At 41.0% G+C, this 16,261-nt stretch carries 12 protein-coding genes and 1 tRNA gene; 6 read left to right on the top strand and 7 right to left on the bottom strand.

Features of this window, described 5'->3' with window-relative positions; all coding sequences use genetic code 11:
* The first annotated feature begins 3 nt into the window (after positions 1-3).
* The 3 genes from ACVW0P_RS16035 to ACVW0P_RS16025 all read left to right on the top strand — a co-directional run bounded on the left by ACVW0P_RS16035 (position 4) and on the right by ACVW0P_RS16025 (position 3,909).
* Positions 4-249, top strand: a complete 246-nt coding sequence (locus ACVW0P_RS16035) for a CBU_0592 family membrane protein (RefSeq protein ID WP_457132987.1) — start codon at positions 4-6, stop codon at positions 247-249.
* 38 nt (positions 250-287) lie between these two features.
* A complete protein-coding gene (gene mnmG / locus ACVW0P_RS16030; protein WP_457133050.1) occupies positions 288-2,150 on the top strand; it encodes a tRNA uridine-5-carboxymethylaminomethyl(34) synthesis enzyme MnmG in 1,863 nt (620 codons plus the stop codon).
* Between the two features lie 115 nt (positions 2,151-2,265).
* Positions 2,266-3,909, top strand: coding sequence for an Ig-like domain-containing protein (locus ACVW0P_RS16025; RefSeq protein ID WP_457132986.1), 1,644 nt, complete (start codon positions 2,266-2,268; stop codon positions 3,907-3,909).
* On the opposite strand, the gene ACVW0P_RS16020 is transcribed toward ACVW0P_RS16025, so the two are convergent.
* Positions 3,899-4,411, bottom strand: a complete 513-nt coding sequence (locus ACVW0P_RS16020) for a gamma carbonic anhydrase family protein (protein WP_354427026.1) — start codon at positions 4,409-4,411, stop codon at positions 3,899-3,901. The genes ACVW0P_RS16025 and ACVW0P_RS16020 overlap by 11 nt on opposite strands.
* A 74-nt stretch (positions 4,412-4,485) precedes the next feature.
* On the opposite strand from ACVW0P_RS16020, the gene ACVW0P_RS16015 reads away from it, so the two are divergent.
* A tRNA-Gly gene (locus ACVW0P_RS16015) sits at positions 4,486-4,558 on the top strand.
* A gap of 124 nt (positions 4,559-4,682) precedes the next feature.
* On the opposite strand, the gene ACVW0P_RS16010 is transcribed toward ACVW0P_RS16015, so the two are convergent.
* Together ACVW0P_RS16010 and nadB are read right to left on the bottom strand one after the other, a co-directional pair.
* Entirely contained in the window at positions 4,683-5,102 is a 420-nt protein-coding gene (locus ACVW0P_RS16010; protein WP_457132985.1) for a hypothetical protein, read from the bottom strand.
* Positions 5,103-6,695 (bottom strand): L-aspartate oxidase, encoded by a 1,593-nt coding sequence (nadB, locus tag ACVW0P_RS16005; protein WP_457132984.1) that lies wholly within the window; start codon positions 6,693-6,695, stop codon positions 5,103-5,105.
* A gap of 407 nt (positions 6,696-7,102) precedes the next feature.
* Here nadB and nadA point away from each other — a divergent pair, with 407 nt between their 5' ends.
* Positions 7,103-8,095: a quinolinate synthase NadA gene (gene nadA, locus ACVW0P_RS16000; RefSeq protein WP_354427028.1), complete on the top strand. Its 993-nt coding sequence runs from the start codon at positions 7,103-7,105 to the stop codon at positions 8,093-8,095.
* A gap of 38 nt (positions 8,096-8,133) precedes the next feature.
* Here the strand turns inward: nadA and ACVW0P_RS15995 are convergent, their stop codons facing one another.
* The 3 genes from ACVW0P_RS15995 to ACVW0P_RS15985 all read right to left on the bottom strand — a co-directional run bounded on the left by ACVW0P_RS15995 (position 8,134) and on the right by ACVW0P_RS15985 (position 11,551).
* The gene (locus ACVW0P_RS15995) at positions 8,134-9,372 is read right to left on the bottom strand and encodes a PP2C family protein-serine/threonine phosphatase (protein WP_354427029.1); all 1,239 of its coding nucleotides are present in this window, start codon (positions 9,370-9,372) and stop codon (positions 8,134-8,136) included.
* Positions 9,373-9,462: 90 nt separating this feature from the next.
* Positions 9,463-10,563 (bottom strand): glycosyltransferase family 2 protein, encoded by a 1,101-nt coding sequence (locus ACVW0P_RS15990; protein WP_354427030.1) that lies wholly within the window; start codon positions 10,561-10,563, stop codon positions 9,463-9,465.
* Positions 10,564-10,576: 13 nt separating this feature from the next.
* Positions 10,577-11,551 (bottom strand): lysylphosphatidylglycerol synthase domain-containing protein, encoded by a 975-nt coding sequence (locus ACVW0P_RS15985; RefSeq protein WP_354427031.1) that lies wholly within the window; start codon positions 11,549-11,551, stop codon positions 10,577-10,579.
* Positions 11,552-11,807: 256 nt separating this feature from the next.
* Here ACVW0P_RS15985 and ACVW0P_RS15980 point away from each other — a divergent pair, with 256 nt between their 5' ends.
* Positions 11,808-13,028: a PQQ-dependent sugar dehydrogenase gene (locus ACVW0P_RS15980; RefSeq protein ID WP_354427032.1), complete on the top strand. Its 1,221-nt coding sequence runs from the start codon at positions 11,808-11,810 to the stop codon at positions 13,026-13,028.
* A 261-nt stretch (positions 13,029-13,289) separates the two neighbouring features.
* Here ACVW0P_RS15980 and ACVW0P_RS15975 read toward each other — a convergent pair whose 3' ends face one another.
* Positions 13,290-16,190 carry a DEAD/DEAH box helicase gene (locus ACVW0P_RS15975; protein WP_457132983.1) on the bottom strand — a complete coding sequence of 967 codons (2,901 nt, stop codon included), beginning with the start codon at positions 16,188-16,190 and terminating at the stop codon, positions 13,290-13,292.
* Positions 16,191-16,261 lie beyond the last annotated feature (71 nt).

Raw genomic sequence — 16,261 nt, 5'->3', positions numbered from 1 at the left:
GAGATGAAAACATCCGATATCATTGCTTCTATTGGCGTTATTATATTACTGATAGCTTTTTTGTTAAATATGTTCAAAAAGATTTCGGCACAAACACGTTTTTACACGGGAATGAACTTTATAGGTGCCGGCATGTGTGGGTTGTCGTCATATATGATAAACTTTTACCCCTTTGTTGTATTAGAGGGCATTTGGGCGGCGTTTGCTCTATACTCGTTTTTTAATGTTCCACGTGGAACATCTGTTTAAAAAATTACATAATGTTCCACGTGGAACATGGAGGTTTTATGTTTAGGAAATATAATGTAATAGTTGTTGGTGCTGGCCATGCTGGCTGTGAGGCTGCCGCGGCTGCCGCCAATTTAGGCTCGTCCGTTTTGCTTATTACCATGAATATGGGTACTATAGCACAAATGAGTTGCAATCCGGCAATGGGCGGTGTCGCCAAGGGCCAAATAGTTCGTGAAATTGATTCACTGGGTGGCTACTCGGGCGTAATCACGGATAAAACGTCTCTACAATTCCGTATGCTTAACCGCTCTAAAGGGCCGGCTATGTGGAGCCCAAGGGCGCAAAGCGACCGCATACGCTTTGCAGAGGAGTGGCGTATTGCACTTGAAAAAACACCAAATGTCGACTTTTGGCAAGATACTGTAACCTCACTACTGATTAAAGGCAACACCATTGCAGGAGTAAAAACGTCGTTGGGGGTAGAAATCGAAGCGGATGCAGTAGTGCTAACAAATGGCACATTCTTAAATGGGGTAATCCATATTGGTGAAAAGAAATTTGGCGGTGGCCGTACAGGCGAAAAGGCCGCAACCGGATTAACGGAACAACTGGTGACGATGGGTTTCGACGCGGGCCGAATGAAAACCGGCACCCCTCCCCGCGTGGATGGACGAAGCCTTAACTATTCCTTAATGGAAGAGCAATGGGGCGATGAAGAGCGTGGCCGCTTTTCTTACACGGATGTTGAACTTTCGAAAGATCAACGTTGCTGCTGGATAACCTATACCAATACTAAAGTACATGAAACCCTAAAAGAAGGATTCGAAAAATCACCTATGTTTACCGGCCGCATCAAGGGTTTAGGCCCACGATATTGCCCATCTATAGAAGATAAGATAAACCGCTTTGCAGAACGTGACCGTCACCAGATATTTGTTGAGCCGGAAGGTTGGAACACATGCGAAATCTATGTAAATGGCTTTTCAACCTCACTACCGGAGGATGTACAATACAAAGCGCTTACGCAGATCCCCGGATTCGAAACCGCAAAAATGTTCCGCCCGGGATACGCGATAGAATATGATTTCTTCCCACCTACCCAGCTAAGTTTGACGCTGGAAACCAAACAGATCAGCAACCTTTTCTTCGCCGGACAAATAAACGGCACCACGGGATATGAAGAAGCTGCATCGCAAGGCTTTATAGCGGGCATTAACGCCCATCAAAAACTCAATGATAAACACGAACTGATCCTAAAAAGATCCGAATCGTATATCGGCGTCCTTATCGACGATTTGGTAACCAAAGGCACGGAAGAGCCCTACCGTATGTTCACCTCAAGGGCAGAACATCGATTATTATTACGACAGGATAATGCCGATATTAGGTTAAGCCCTATGGGTCACGAACTGGGTTTGATAAGCGACGAACGTTTAGCCAAAGTCAACAAAAAAATAAAGGACTCGGACGAGATAGTTGCCTTTACCAGGAGCAAAAGCATTAACCCGGCGGAAGTAAATGGTTTATTGGAAGAAGTAGGCACCTCGCCTATTAGCCAGGGCGCTAAGTTGTTTAATTTAATCTCGCGACCACAAATAGGTTTTGATGAACTGAAACGGGTAGATAGCTCATTGCAAGATAAATTATCGGCCTATGATAAAGAAACTATTGAGCAGGCTGAAATAAAAATCAAATACGAGAGTTACTTTATAAAAGAATTGGAAATTGTTGACCGGATGAAAAAAATGGAAGATCGGGAAATTAACCCCGAGTTTGATTACCGCCAACTGGTTTCTCTTTCTAAAGAAGCACGCGAAAAATTGGCGAGGATAAAACCACGCACTTTAGGTCAGGCATCCCGCATTTCGGGCGTATCGCCTTCAGATGTGTCTGTATTAATGGTACATGTGTCAAGATAGCGTATAACAAACTGCAAATCAGTTAATTATAAAATATCGTTCAGAAAGCATTCTTTTAGATTTATAATATCACAGTTCATAAAAAGGCAAAAATCGTTTATAGGGCATAAAAACAATGTTAAATTCAAAATCGGCTATTCTCGGTAAAATTTTCTCCTTCATTTTTCTTGCTTTGCTTATTTTTGGTTGCGCAAGCATCCAAAAACCAATGGGAGGCCCGCGCGATCTTACCCCGCCAAAATTATTGAAGTCAACACCTGAAAACATGACCCGAAATTTTACGGCGAAAGAGATCCGTTTAGAATTTGACGAATTTTATAAACTGAGTAACCCGTATCAGGAAATTACCATTAGCCCGGCAATGGAAAAACAACCAGAGTACAAAACAAGTAAGCGCGACCTCATCATTGATTTTAAAGACTCGCTTCAAAAAAACACAACCTATGTGATCAACTTTGGTAAAGCGATACAAGATGTGAACGAAAGCAACGTGATGGATAATTTTACATACGTGTTTTCTACCGGCCCGCATATCGACTCGTTGAGCATGTCGGGTTTTGTAATGAACAGCATTACCCAGGAAAAAGAAAAAGATGCAACGGTAATGATCTTCCCGGTTAAACAGGACTCTTTGTTATTCGGCAAAAAGAAACCCACAATTTTTGCAACGACAGATTCGGCCGGAAACTTCTCTTTAAATAATTTGCACGATGGAGAATATAAGATATACGCTTTAAAGGAACCAAGCCCGAATAAGATCTTTGATAACGACAAAGAGCTGATAGCTTTTTCTAACCGTACCGTAAATTTGAACAAAGATACATCGGGTATCCGTTTATCCCTGTTCCAGCAAGTGCCCCAAAAATTTAGAATCTCGGAAAAGAAGTTAACTAACGATGGTGTATTATCCCTTATTTTTAATAAGCGTTTAAATAACCCCTCATTAAAAATTATTTACCCTGCAGACTTAGATGCAAAAAAGATAGTAGACATCAGCAAAACGAAAGACACAGCATTAGTATTTATGCGTAATATGGATTTTGATTCGTTACGTGTTGCTATTTATGACGACAAAAAGCCAATCGATACCGTGTACCAGTTAAAAGGCCGAAAAGAAACCTTTACACGCACGCTTACCTTTAAGTATGGTATTAACCGTGATAACAAGTTAAAGCCGAATACAGACCTTAGAATAACCACCAACTTACCTGTAGAAAGCATAGAGCCCGGATTGATAGCGCTTACTATCGATTCGGCAAATGTTCCAAACATCACGGTTCAGCGGGACACCGCTAACCCACGTGTTTTATTGGTAAAAAACCGGTGGCGTGCGGGTGGCAAGTATCAGATAGTATTTAACGACGCTGCAGTAACGGATATTTACGGGGACAAAAACAAACGAACAGGTATTAATTTTGAGGCGGATAAGCCGGAAAATTATAGCCAGCTTACACTTAAAGTTAATGTCCCGGATAGCAGCAAAAGCTATGTGGTGGAATTGATTGACGACCAAAAGAACCTGATACATAGCGATCCTATTGCCAAAAGCGGATCAATAGTTTATAAAAATTATTTAACAGGAAAGTATAAAATTAGGGTGGTGTACGATGCGAATAAAAATGGGCGTTGGGATAGCGGTAATGTGAAACTGAAAACACAGCCTGAAAATATTTGGTTATACGATAAAGAAATAACCTTAAGGCCAAATTGGGAAGCAGAAGAACCGATAGATATCCCGAAGGAGCAAATTAATCCTTAAACCAGCCGGAATACATGATATAGTTTTGCGGTAACTTATTCAATAAAGCCTTTTGCTCGTCGGTAAGAGGCTTTATTTTTTTGGCCGGGCTGCCGGCGTACAGATAACCACTTTCGCAAATGGTACGTTCTAATACAACAGACCCTGCCCCTATGATCACATACTCCTCTACTACCACATCATCCATAACAATAGCGCCCATTCCTATTAAAACATTATCATGCAGGGTACAGCCATGTACAATAGCGTTATGGCCGATAGATACGTTATTACCGATGTTGGTTGGTGCCTTTAAGTAAGTGGCGTGTATCACCGCGCCATCCTGGATGTTGGTATTATCCCCTATTTTAATATAATGTACATCACCACGGATAACCGCATTAAACCAAACAGAACAGTTATTCCCTATTATTACATCACCAACAATAGTAGCGTTCTCGGCAATAAAGCAATCTGTTCCCCATACGGGTGATTTGTCTTTTACGGATAAGATGACAGGCATATTTATTAATTGATTTGGTGAATTATTGGTTTAGTGATTGATTTACTTTTGCTATGTTTGAATACCGAATACAAGCGGAAATAGCTCAGTTGGTAGAGCATCAGTTTCCCAAACTGAAGGCCGCGGGTTCGAATCCCGTTTTCCGCTCTCAAATTATATTACGTTCCCAACTAATTTTATCGATTGCCTCTTGAGCTTCTGAAGGATAATCGGTATATTTTGATTTTATTTCTATAAATTCATTATCTGGGCATTCTTTAAATTTCTTATATTAAAACTGGCTCATCTTATCATATTTTTCGGTTTGTTCAGCATCTGATCCATGTCGAAAAAGTCGAAATGCCTTTTTAATTGCAGAAATATTTACAATTATATAAATCACCATAATAATAAAAACTACTGGGCTTATACCAGTAAATTTTCCTGAATGGTAAGTGTATGTTGTATTAGCTTCCACGAACGAATATGAGTATTGTAAAAACCCAAAAAGTGGAATAAGTAATACAAATAATAATACTATTTGGAATTTAGGAAAAATGTAATGGTTTAATATAGGACTAACAGCCAGAATTATTAAAGCAAAAACTTCGTTAATCATGAAAATTTGTTCACTTATTTGCCAAATAATAAACAACGTCAATAACAGAGCAAAAGCACCAAATAATATCCAATTAGTCGTATTTTTTTTCATCTAAAAAACTGTATCTTCCAAAACTTCCTGATGTTCAGGGTAATCCGTTGTATAATGCAATCCCCTGCTTTCGTGCCTTGCCTTTGCTGATTTTACAACGAGGTAACTTACTTGTATCAGATTACGCAACTCGCAAAGCTTAACGGATAGCTTGGTCTTCTTGTAGAAATCCTCGGTTTCTTCGTATAACAAACGCAGCCTGCGCATAGCCCTTTCTAAACGGAAATCGGAACGAACAATCCCCACATAATCGTTCATTAACTTCTGCATTTCGCGGATGTTATGGGTAACTAAAATATCCTCGTTTGATAATTGTACACCATGCTCGTTCCAGTCTGGTATGTTTGTCGGTATTTCCAGATTGGCAAAATCAACAATCGCATCTTTATAAATGCGATGTGCAAAAACCAAAGCCTCCAACAACGAATTAGAGGCCAACCTATTAGCACCATGTAACCCAGTTGAAGAACATTCACCGCAGGCATACAACCTATTGATAGACGACCTCCCCTGATGATCCACCAATACTCCACCACACATATAATGGCAGGCAGGGGCAACCGGGATCATATCACGGGTCATATCAATCCCTATCTCTAAACACTTGGCGTAGATATTAGGGAAGTGCTCTATAATATCCTTCTTCTTTTTATGGCGGATATCCAGGTAAACAAAGTCCTCCCCCGATTTCTTAATTTCCGCATCAATCGCCCTTGCTACAATATCCCTTGGCGCCAATGATTTACGCGGATCGTATTCCTGCATAAATTCTTCGCCATTTGTTCTTTTTAATATTCCGCCCATACCACGTACCGCCTCTGATATCAGGAATGACGGGTACTCGCCAGGATTAAATAATGCCGTTGGATGGAACTGGATGAACTCCATATTACGCACCTTGCCTTTTGCACGATAAACCATCGCCACACCATCACCTGTAGCAATAACAGGATTGGTCGTAACAGAATATATGTGCCCGGCACCGCCTGATGCCATTACAGTGATTTTAGATTCTATCTTTTCTACCTGGTTATTTTCGGTATTAAAAGCATAGATGCCATAGCACTTTATATTATCTGATGATTTATCTACAAACTCACCCAAATGGTGCTGGGTTATCAGATCTACCGCAAAGTAATGCGTTAGTATCTCAATGTTAGGTTCGCGATGAATCTCTTCTAATAACGAACGTTCTATCTCAAAACCGGTAATATCCTTATAATGCAGCACCCTAAATTCGCTGTGTCCGCCTTCTTTGGCAAGGTCATAAATACCTTCGTTCGTCTTGTCGAAGTTGGTACCGTAATCAATAATCTCGCGGATTCTATCGGGCCCTTCCTTAACAACGGCTTCTACAACTACCGGGTCGCAAAGACCATCGCCGGCAATTAGGGTGTCATTTATATGCTTTTCAAACGAATCTTCTTTTTTATCAACAACTACCGCGACGCCACCCTGGGCATATTTTGTGTTACTCTCGTCTTCGTTAGCTTTTGTAACTATCAGAACCTTACCATGCTTTGCAGCCTTTAGTGCAAAACTTAATCCGGCTATACCCGATCCTACCACGAGGAAATCAACAGTTCTGGTCATGTTTAGTATATGTATTGTGTAAAATTAGCACTTATGTTAATAAGCGGTATAAAACGTGTTAACTTTGTGTAAGTAAAAATGTACAAAATAAGCAGAACGTTGATAAGTGAGAAAATTACAATTTTTACGTTTACTTTTAAGCTATTTGTAAGACGATATTACTACGAAACTAACATATAATTAAGCAAGTAATTATTAACAAATAAGTTTTTAAGATAAATGTTGTTTCTTATACTCATCTTACCATCAATATTATAAAAATGGAAAAGTTGTTTATAAATGTTAGTAAAAATGGAAAAACAACTTTTAGCTTAAATAGTATTACAACTTTTGCACATAACTAACACCTTAATAACAATAGGTTTATTTATATATATAAAAAGAGTTATTATTAATTGATTTGTGGAATGGATATCTTCGAAGAAATAAAAGTGAAAGGTTTTGTAGACGAACACATCGATCCGTCCCTTGACCTTTTCGCCGAAATAGAAAAACTTAAAAAAGAGAAAAATGCCGTTATACTGGCCCACTATTACCAGGAAGGAGATATTCAGGATATTGCCGATTATATTGGCGACAGCCTGGGCCTATCTCAACAAGCCGCCAAAACAGATGCAGACATTATTGTTTTTGCCGGTGTACACTTCATGGCCGAAACAGCAAAAATATTATCACCAAATAAGAAAGTACTTTTACCGGATTTAAAGGCAGGATGCTCACTGGCCGACAGCTGCCCGCCGCACCTTTTTAAAAAATTTAAAGAGAATTATCCCGACCATTTGGTGATAACCTACGTTAACTGTACTGCAGAACTGAAGGCGCTAAGCGATATCGTTTGTACATCCAGCAATGCGGTGCAGATAGTAGAAAGCTTGCCAATAGACCAGAAAATAATTTTTGGGCCCGACAGGAATTTGGGTGCCTGGGTAGCTAAAAAAACAGGCCGGGATTTGGTACTTTGGAATGGCGCTTGTATGGTACACGAGATATTTAGCCGTGAAAAGTTAACCAGGCTTAAGGAGCGCTATCCAAACGCAAAAATACTGGCACATCCTGAATGTGAGGAAATTATATTGCAGATGGCAGATTATATAGGATCTACTACCGGGATATTAAAATACGCCACCAACAGCCCTGATAAAGATTTTATTGTAGCTACTGAAGCAGGTATTTTGCATCAAATGCAAAAGGATAACCCGGATAAAAACTTTATACCGGCGCCGCCAAATAACACCTGTGCCTGCAACGATTGCCCGCACATGAAACGCAATACACTGGAGAAACTTTACCTGTGTTTAAAAAATGAAATGCCGGAGATTGAAGTACCTAAGCATATTATAGAAAAGGCTGTTAAACCTATTGAGAGGATGCTGGAGATCTCAGCAAGTTTAGGATTATAATCGGTTCAAATAAAATTATTGACTCTGTTAGAAGCCAGCTACGATATTCTTAAGGTAAGTAAAGTAATATCATCAATAGGTTTGCCTTTAACAACCTGATTAATGTGTTTCATTAAGGCTTCGTTAAATTCGTCAGGAGTAAGTTCACCATTAGCTATTACAAATTCAAGGAGTTTTTCTTCGCTCCATACCTTTGAATTTTGTGATTCATAATCCATTAAGCCATCAGTGTAGTTAAATATTAGGCTACCAGGTTCAAGGTCAATCTCGCCCTCATTCAGGAAGGGTAGTTCATCAAACGCGCCTATCATAGTTGTGCCTAATTTTAAAGGAACAACCTCACCTTCCGAGTATACGATGGTTGGGTTATGGCCGGCATTAATATAGTTAAGCTTACGGGTACGCTCGTTATACTTTGCTAAAAATAAGGTTATGAAACGTTCGCCTTTAGTATTGCGGATAACAATTTTATTTAAGCGTTCTACAACCGTGGTAAGGTCTTCTTCAATAGCGGCTAAACCGTGCAGGCTTGCCTGGAAGTTTGCCATAAGTAAAGCAGCAGATATTCCCTTGCCTGATACATCGGCAACGCACCATAAAAATTCAGCTTCGTTAATACGGAAAAAATCAAAATAATCGCCGCCTATATCCTGGTGTGGCAGGTATCGTGCACCAACCTCTACGCCTTCTTCTTTGTGCTCTCTTAGCGGGATAAGCATATTTTGTACTTCTACAGCCAATTCCATTTCGCGCTGGAAACGTTCGGCTTGTAAGCGCTCACGAAATAGCTTTTTATTCTCCAACGCCACTACAATTACATTGATCAATGTCTGGATAAAATTAAGATCATTGTTCAACATATCGCCGGAAGTGTTGAAATCCCCTATCAGCGCGAATGCAAGCGCTTTATTTTTATGGTATATAGGGATAAAATAATTGTACCTGCTCAATATCTTATCCGGATGGCTGCTAAGTTCTGCAGGGGCTTTAATTTTGCTTAAATGAGCCCAGGTATGGTTAAGGGTAACGGCAGATTCGATATCACCGCCATATTTAGATATACAGCTGTAAGCACCTTCTTTTTCTATAAGAAAACGGAACTTACCTATCTGTAGATAGTTTTTTAGGATAACCTCCAGCATTTGAATTAATGTTGGGGTTGGGGTGTTCTTATTTATAGCCCTGGTCACTTCCAAAAGGGAATTCAATTCCGACTGCCTTTTAAGCAGTAGCCTGATCAGTTCGTCTTCGCCGGTGCTATCGTTGTTATTTTGCATTTATCAGTTAAGGCAGCCTAAAATAGCGAAATATTCCTTTTTTAATGGATGCTGCAAAGGTTTTTTTAAGAGATTAAAAAATGTTAATCTCTATTTAACAATGCGGCCTTTCCAGGCATACTTACGGGTGTTGCCTATAAGGCCAACATATACAAAGTAAATGATGTGGATAGGCCCTAATAATATAAGGAGGCTAACCAAATTTGTCCGTTTTAAAAAAGCGGTTATTGGCAACAGAAAAACCAATTCTATCAAATATTTTAACAGAAATTGAATTGTAAAAAGTTTAAGATAAACCAGGCTATTAAAACTTAAACCAGCATTTACGAGTAAGGAAAGGTTAAATAACCAGATACAAACCGCTAGCGCTACCACCTTTTTATCTTTATACCGGGTCGATTTTGATGCCCAACGGCGGCGTTGCTGTAAAAATTCCTGCAGGGTATGTTTGGCATGGGTAAATACTACCGCATCATTGTTTTTAAAAAAACCTATTTTGTAAGGATAAACTTCGGCAACTTTTTGTAATAGTAACTCATCATCACCCGATGCAAGGTCATCAATACCTTTAAAACCACCTACCTCATAAAATACATCTTTGCGGTAAGCAAAGTTAGCGCCGTTGCAAGTAGATGCACGGCCATTACCAATAAACGCTGCGCCAATGCCTATCAGGTAAGAGAATTCGAGCGTTTGCAAACGCTCGAATAAGCTTTTTTCCTCAAAATAGGTTACCGGCGATGATATCATTACCGGGTGATAAGTTTCGTAATAACCTATGATTGACGACAGCCATTTTGACCCCATTCTGCAATCGGCATCTGTACAAACCATTAAATCGCCTTTCGATAGGGCAATGGCTTCTGCTATGGCTTTTTTCTTGTAGGAGTTTAGCGGTTTGTCTTCTTTCAGTTGTAATAGCTTTACGCCCTGCGCAGCATAGCTACGGATGATGTTTGCAGTATCGTCGGTAGAGTGATCGTCAACAATTATAATTTCGGTGAGTTCTTTAGGATAATCCTGCGCGATGATATCATCAATTGTGAAGCGAATTCGTTCGGCTTCATCTCGCGCCGCTATAAGGATAGTAACCCTGGTTATAAAACCAGATGTGTTAATGGCCGGGCGTTTTAAAGCAGCCCACCCTTTTATGAGATACGAAACAACTAATAGGTATAAACCAGTTAGCATAAGCGAAATAGTACTATACAGTGCGATCAAAAAACTTCATTTTAAAAACAAATACTGAACCTATAATGGCAGGGATAATGAGGTTTATTAACCAAATACACGATACCGCTGCAATTATAGCTATTTGCTGGTTGGTTATATATAAAAACAGGTGCATCGCCGTAAAACTACGTACGCCGATGTCTAAAAGATCAAGCGATGGTATGGCCGATTGTACGAACAGGAAAACAAATACGGTTAGCATCATCTCTACAAACGGGATAGTTGGTAACAGCAAATGAATAATGAGATAATATTGGTAAGAGAATACAAAGAACCGGGCAAGGCTGTAGCCGATAACTACTAAAAGCTCATTTACGTTATAGCGGCCTATGATCTCAAAAAAGCGGTGATACTTTTTAAGGAACTTTATCCTGCCGAGCAGGCTTACCAACCAATTAATGTTAAAATAAAACACCAAAAAAAAGCCCAAAAACACGATAGACAAGGCCAAAAGTGTTAAATAAAGCCATATGTTAATATCCAGAAAATAATAGATGAACCATAATGAGGCTGTTACCCCTACCAGGTTAGTGATCACATTTTGGGCGAATGCGCCAACGGCCATAGCAAATACCCCATGTACGCGTTTACGATTTGGGAGAAACATTACCCGGCCACCGTATTCGCCAATACGATTAGGGGTAAAAATAGCCCAGGTGAGCCCACAAAATACAGCTTCGATAGCAACCCAAATTGATATGTTGGTTAACTTTTTTGCAAGGTACTGCCATTTTAAACTCTCCAAAAACCAGTTGATAACCATTAGTAATATAACTGCTAATAAGGTATATATAACCTGGTTGCGATTAATTACAGATATTAATTCCTCAAACTGTTTAAGGCTGTCATTTTTTCCTAAAAACTTGTTGTATATAAACAAGAATGCTAAAACAATGATAGTTGCCTTAATGACGTACGAGAATATTTTTTTGGCTGCGGTTGTCAATATTAAACTTTGTGCAATGTTACAAAAAGTAAGCTATATGCGGGAGTAGTGGACACTAATTTTGACCATGCTTTTAATTTGTAATAATATTGTGTTAATACAAAATGCCGGGAGGTTTTGTTTGTGAATGATCATCTAACAAATGATTTTATATATTGCAGGGCTTAGCCCCTAATAGGTATTTTATCTGTTACGAACGTATGCCATTAAAACCAAATGGGGTTTAATGTGGTAATATCCTTAAAACTATTTATTTATGATAATATATTATAAAAAAACCTTGTTAGCTATGGGTTTGTCCGCTGTGGTATCTGTTAGCTATGCTGCTGATATTGCAAAACGCGATACCACGCTTGCGCCCGTAGAAACGCAAAACCCAAATACTACCTACAAACCAGCCTTTAAAGGACAAACACGTATAGGCGGTATAAAAACCAAAACGCCTTATACGGCTACTGTTATTAACAGCACCTTAAAAAATCCATGGGGCATCCACGTATTGCCGGATGGGCGCTTTTTAGTGACCGAAAAAGGTGGTACTATGCGCATACTAAAAGCAGGCGGCGGATTTGATAAGCAAATAACAGGCTTCCCGGCGGTGCTGTTTAAAGGGCAGGGCGGGTTGCTTGATGTTACTATTGACCCGGCATTTACCACTAACCATATGGTCTACTGGGGCTATGCCGAACCCACCGACAATGGCGGCGTATTGGCTATTGCCAAAGGCAAGCTATCGGCTAATGAAACCACGCTTGAGAGCGTAGAGGTTATCTACCGTGCTACGCCTGCTTATAAAGGAGGCTTGCAGTATGGCTGCCGCATTGTGTTTGATAAACAAGGAAACCTGTTTGTAAGCACCGGCGAACGTAGTGGTAACGACATCCGCATGAAAGCACAGGACCTTAGCGCTGGGATCGGCAAGATCATCCACATTACCAAAGCGGGCAAAGCTGTTGCAGGCGGCCCTTTTGCGGGGAAGGCAAACGCTTTACCGGAGGTTTATGCATACGGAATCCGCAACCCGGATGGTTTGGCCTGGAACCCTGTAACCGGCGAATTATGGGAATCAGAATTTGGCCCACGCGGAGGTGATGAAATCAACATTATTAAACCCGGCCGCAATTACGGCTGGCCCGTGGTTACTTACGGGATAGAATATAGTGGCGAAAAAGTAGGCGACGGCATCCAGCAAAAGGATGGTGTTACCCAACCTGTTTATTACTGGGACCCAACTATCTCGCCGGGCGGCATCACCTTTTACACCGGCAACATTGCTGAATGGAAGAACAACCTGTTTGTTGGGGGCTTAAGCGGCCAGCATATTGCAAGGCTGGTTATCCGCGCCAATAAAGTTGTAGGCGAGGAACGTTTGCTAAAAGATAAAAACGAACGCTGGCGTGCCCTGGTAACCGGTAAAGACGGTGCCCTTTACGGTTTAACCGATAGCGGGAAACTTTACAGGATAGGAAAAAAATAATTAAATATGATTAAGGCTGATGAAACATCAGCCTTTTTTGTTTGCGCATAGTTTTATTACCTACATTGGGAAAGCAGTATTGGCTTGCGCGATAGCAGGGAGAGAATTATAGTATTATTTAAACATGAAGTGGTGGCACTATTTTGTCAGTTAATTAAATTTCAGACAACCTCATAATCAGTTGTTTATAAAGTGTTGCCTGTGTTCACCAACGTGAACGTGAACATTTGCCCAAACGAAGCGCAGAAATTGACGTAAATTCTACCCCAGTATCTCCTTAATATCATCCGCGGTAAGCGATTTGATAAAACTGTCCTCGGTGGTGATCAACGCGCGAGACAGGCTTAGCTTGCGCTGTTGCAAGGCAAGGATCTTTTCTTCTACGGAATCTTTGGTGATGAATTTATAGATGAATACATTTTTGGTTTGGCCAATGCGATGCGTGCGGTCAATAGCTTGCTGCTCTACCGCCGGGTTCCACCATGGGTCGAGGATGAAAACATAGTCGGCTTCAGTTAGGTTTAGGCCCACGCCGCCGGCTTTTATCGAGATCAGGAACACCCTTGTTTTTTTTTCCTCCTGGAACTGTTTTACTACGTCGCCTCGGTTCTGCGTGCTGCCATCCAGGTAAACATAGGGGATGCCTTCCTTATCAAAGTGGTTCCGGTAGATGGTCAATTGCTTTACAAATTGTGAGAACACCAACACCTTGTGGCCGCCGTTTAATACGCTGGTTAGGGTATGCGTAACGTTCTCAAATTTGCCGCTGTCGCCTTCGTAATCCGCATCTATCATGGATGGGTGGTTGGCTATCTGGCGTAGTTTTATCAGGCCCTGCAATACCTGGATCTGTGTTTTGGCATAAGTGCCATCCTCAATGCTGCGAAGTAACTCGTTCCGGTATTCTGATTTCACTTTATCGTACACCTCGGCCTGCTCCTCGCTCATCTGGCAATACAGCAAGGTTTCGGTTTTTGGCGGCAACTCGGTTGCCACCTGCTCCTTGGTACGGCGCAATACAAATGGTTTGATTATAGCCTGTAGCTTACGGGCTTTATCCTCGTCCTTCTTTTTCTCTATCGGCGTCACAAACTCGTTTTGAAAGAATTGTTGCGAACCCAACAAGCCCGGGTTGATGAACGACATCTGCGTCCACAGGTCATTAACCGAATTTTCTACCGGTGTACCGCTCAGGATCAGCTTAAACCTTGATTTTAACTGCCTTACCGACTGGAAAGATTTTGACGCCGGATTTTTGATGTTCTGGCTCTCATCCAATATCACATAATCGAAAAAGTAAGCCTTAAACATCTCGATATCTATCCGGCTGATGCCATAAGTGGTAATCACCACATCGTAATTGGCAAATACCTCTGCCGATTTGTAACGGAACGCGCCGGTATGCACCATCAGCCTCAATTGTGGAGCAAATTTCTTAGCTTCATTAAGCCAGTTATAGATTAGTGAGGTAGGCATAATAACCAGCGATGTTGCTTTGCTACCGGTATTCTCTGTGTCCTCCTTGTGCTTTTGTAGCAGGGCAAGGGTTTGGATGGTTTTACCAAGGCCCATATCATCGGCAAGGCAACCGCCAAAATGGTACTCTTTTAAAAAGTGGAACCAGTTATAGCCTGCCTTTTGATAGGGCCGTAAGCTACCCGCAAAATTTACCGGCATGGGCATATCTTCCGTTTCTTCAAAATCGGTAAGTTTTTGCAGTTTGCGGTTCATGGCAACCTGGGCCATTTCGCCGTCGCTTAACTCGTTTACTAACCCTATGTGGTGCCTGCGGAGTTTTAATTCATCGCCACCCTCGCTAAAGTGCAGCAGATTGCCGTATTGCGAAAACCAACTTTCGGGAATAACGGCTATCTCACCCGATGGGAGTGTAAATTCTTTTTTATGGTTAAGAATATGGTTTTTTAATTGGATGAAGGGGATGCGGTACGGGCCGAAATATACCACGGCATTAATGTCAAACCAGTCGTTATTTTCGCTTATCTCCAGGTCTATCTTGGTATTGCCAAACACGTAGCGCTTTCGCCCGTCGGGCTGTTCTATTTCAAAACCCTTTTCGAGGAGTTCATCATGGTGCTGGTTCAGCCATTCAAACACAGGGAACGATCGGTCACCCTCGTCGTGGTGATTAGCTACTTCTAAGTTTTGGAATAGCGACGATACCGTTTTTAACCCCATCCCCTCTAAGATCGAAAGCTTTCCCTTTTCCCAGGTAACCGACCGTTTGATGCGATGAAACAGGTAATCGTCGCCCGTTTTTTCCATCCTTACAGATATAGTCCTGCCATCCCCATAGGGAAAAATATAGCCGGCATATTTAAAATAAAGCTGTAATTGCGATGCGCCGCCTTCTACGTAGATAGGTTTCAAGAAAGCAGTTGCATCATACTTTTCGGTATTTATAGTAAAACCTTCGGCGTACACATTATGCTTTTCTATTAGCGGGGCAACAAACTTTTCAAAGTATGATTGTTCTGATGATTTAGGTATAGATATAAAACGTTTATTAAGAAAGGGCTGGAGTTTTTTACCCTCTATCTCCTTATCAAAATAGTAAAGGGTATCGTCCAGCAGCATCCAGGCGGGGTGGTTACAAATCACCTCGGCATCTTTAAACATAAATTCGATGCGCATGCCCTGGTATTTGATGGTTGGGAAATAGCGGATCTCCTCGTCATTTCTCCTAAAATGGAACAGCACCGATGCCGGTTCATCTGCTATATGTACTTGGCGGCCAGCAGGGTAGCCCTCCTTGCTCATCAGGTAAATTTGCTTGTTGCAGCTACCTAATAAGGCCAATGCCTCAACCAATTTCTTTTCAATTTTTGGGCGGATGGTATCAAAAAGCTGATCGGTAAAGATCTTGGCAAAAAACTCGAACGGCCGAATGGGCTTCTTGTAGTATTTTTTAATAACGTTCCCCTGCTCAATATCCTCCAGTATTTTAATCAGTTTACGGTCCGTATCATCAATGCAATGGGTAAACTCCTCTGCAGTATTCGAGAATAAACGCTGGTGGGTAAAAGAAAATTCGCCGTTGGGGTTCAACTGAACAATGTGCGGCTCTATCACGTACGACAGGTAATCGTGCCGGGCAATGGCATAAATTATTTGGCAGGGCTTGGTGCTGTCTACGCGTAACATTAACTTTTATAAGTAAAAAATTAATACAATCTACGCTGAGAAAAAATTCAAACGTAATGTAAAAAAATGAC

The sequence above is a fragment of the Mucilaginibacter sp. UYNi724 genome, assembly GCF_054057495.1.
This window is presented reverse-complemented; position numbering and strand designations above follow the sequence as displayed.

Excerpts from the sequence above, each read along its gene's own strand:
- ACVW0P_RS15990 (WP_354427030.1), bottom strand. The coding sequence starts at position 10,563 with ATGCTAACTGGTTTATACCTATTAGTTGTTTCGTATCTCATAAAAGGG.
- ACVW0P_RS16025 (WP_457132986.1), top strand. The coding sequence starts at position 2,266 with ATGTTAAATTCAAAATCGGCTATTCTCGGTAAAATTTTCTCCTTCATT.
- ACVW0P_RS15980 (WP_354427032.1), top strand. The coding sequence starts at position 11,808 with ATGATAATATATTATAAAAAAACCTTGTTAGCTATGGGTTTGTCCGCT.
- ACVW0P_RS15975 (WP_457132983.1), bottom strand. The coding sequence starts at position 16,190 with ATGTTACGCGTAGACAGCACCAAGCCCTGCCAAATAATTTATGCCATT.
- nadB (WP_457132984.1), bottom strand. The coding sequence starts at position 6,695 with ATGACCAGAACTGTTGATTTCCTCGTGGTAGGATCGGGTATAGCCGGA.
- ACVW0P_RS16020 (WP_354427026.1), bottom strand. The coding sequence starts at position 4,411 with ATGCCTGTCATCTTATCCGTAAAAGACAAATCACCCGTATGGGGAACA.
- nadA (WP_354427028.1), top strand. The coding sequence starts at position 7,103 with ATGGATATCTTCGAAGAAATAAAAGTGAAAGGTTTTGTAGACGAACAC.
- ACVW0P_RS15995 (WP_354427029.1), bottom strand. The coding sequence starts at position 9,372 with ATGCAAAATAACAACGATAGCACCGGCGAAGACGAACTGATCAGGCTA.
- ACVW0P_RS16035 (WP_457132987.1), top strand. The coding sequence starts at position 4 with ATGAAAACATCCGATATCATTGCTTCTATTGGCGTTATTATATTACTG.
- ACVW0P_RS16010 (WP_457132985.1), bottom strand. The coding sequence starts at position 5,102 with ATGAAAAAAAATACGACTAATTGGATATTATTTGGTGCTTTTGCTCTG.
- mnmG (WP_457133050.1), top strand. The coding sequence starts at position 288 with ATGTTTAGGAAATATAATGTAATAGTTGTTGGTGCTGGCCATGCTGGC.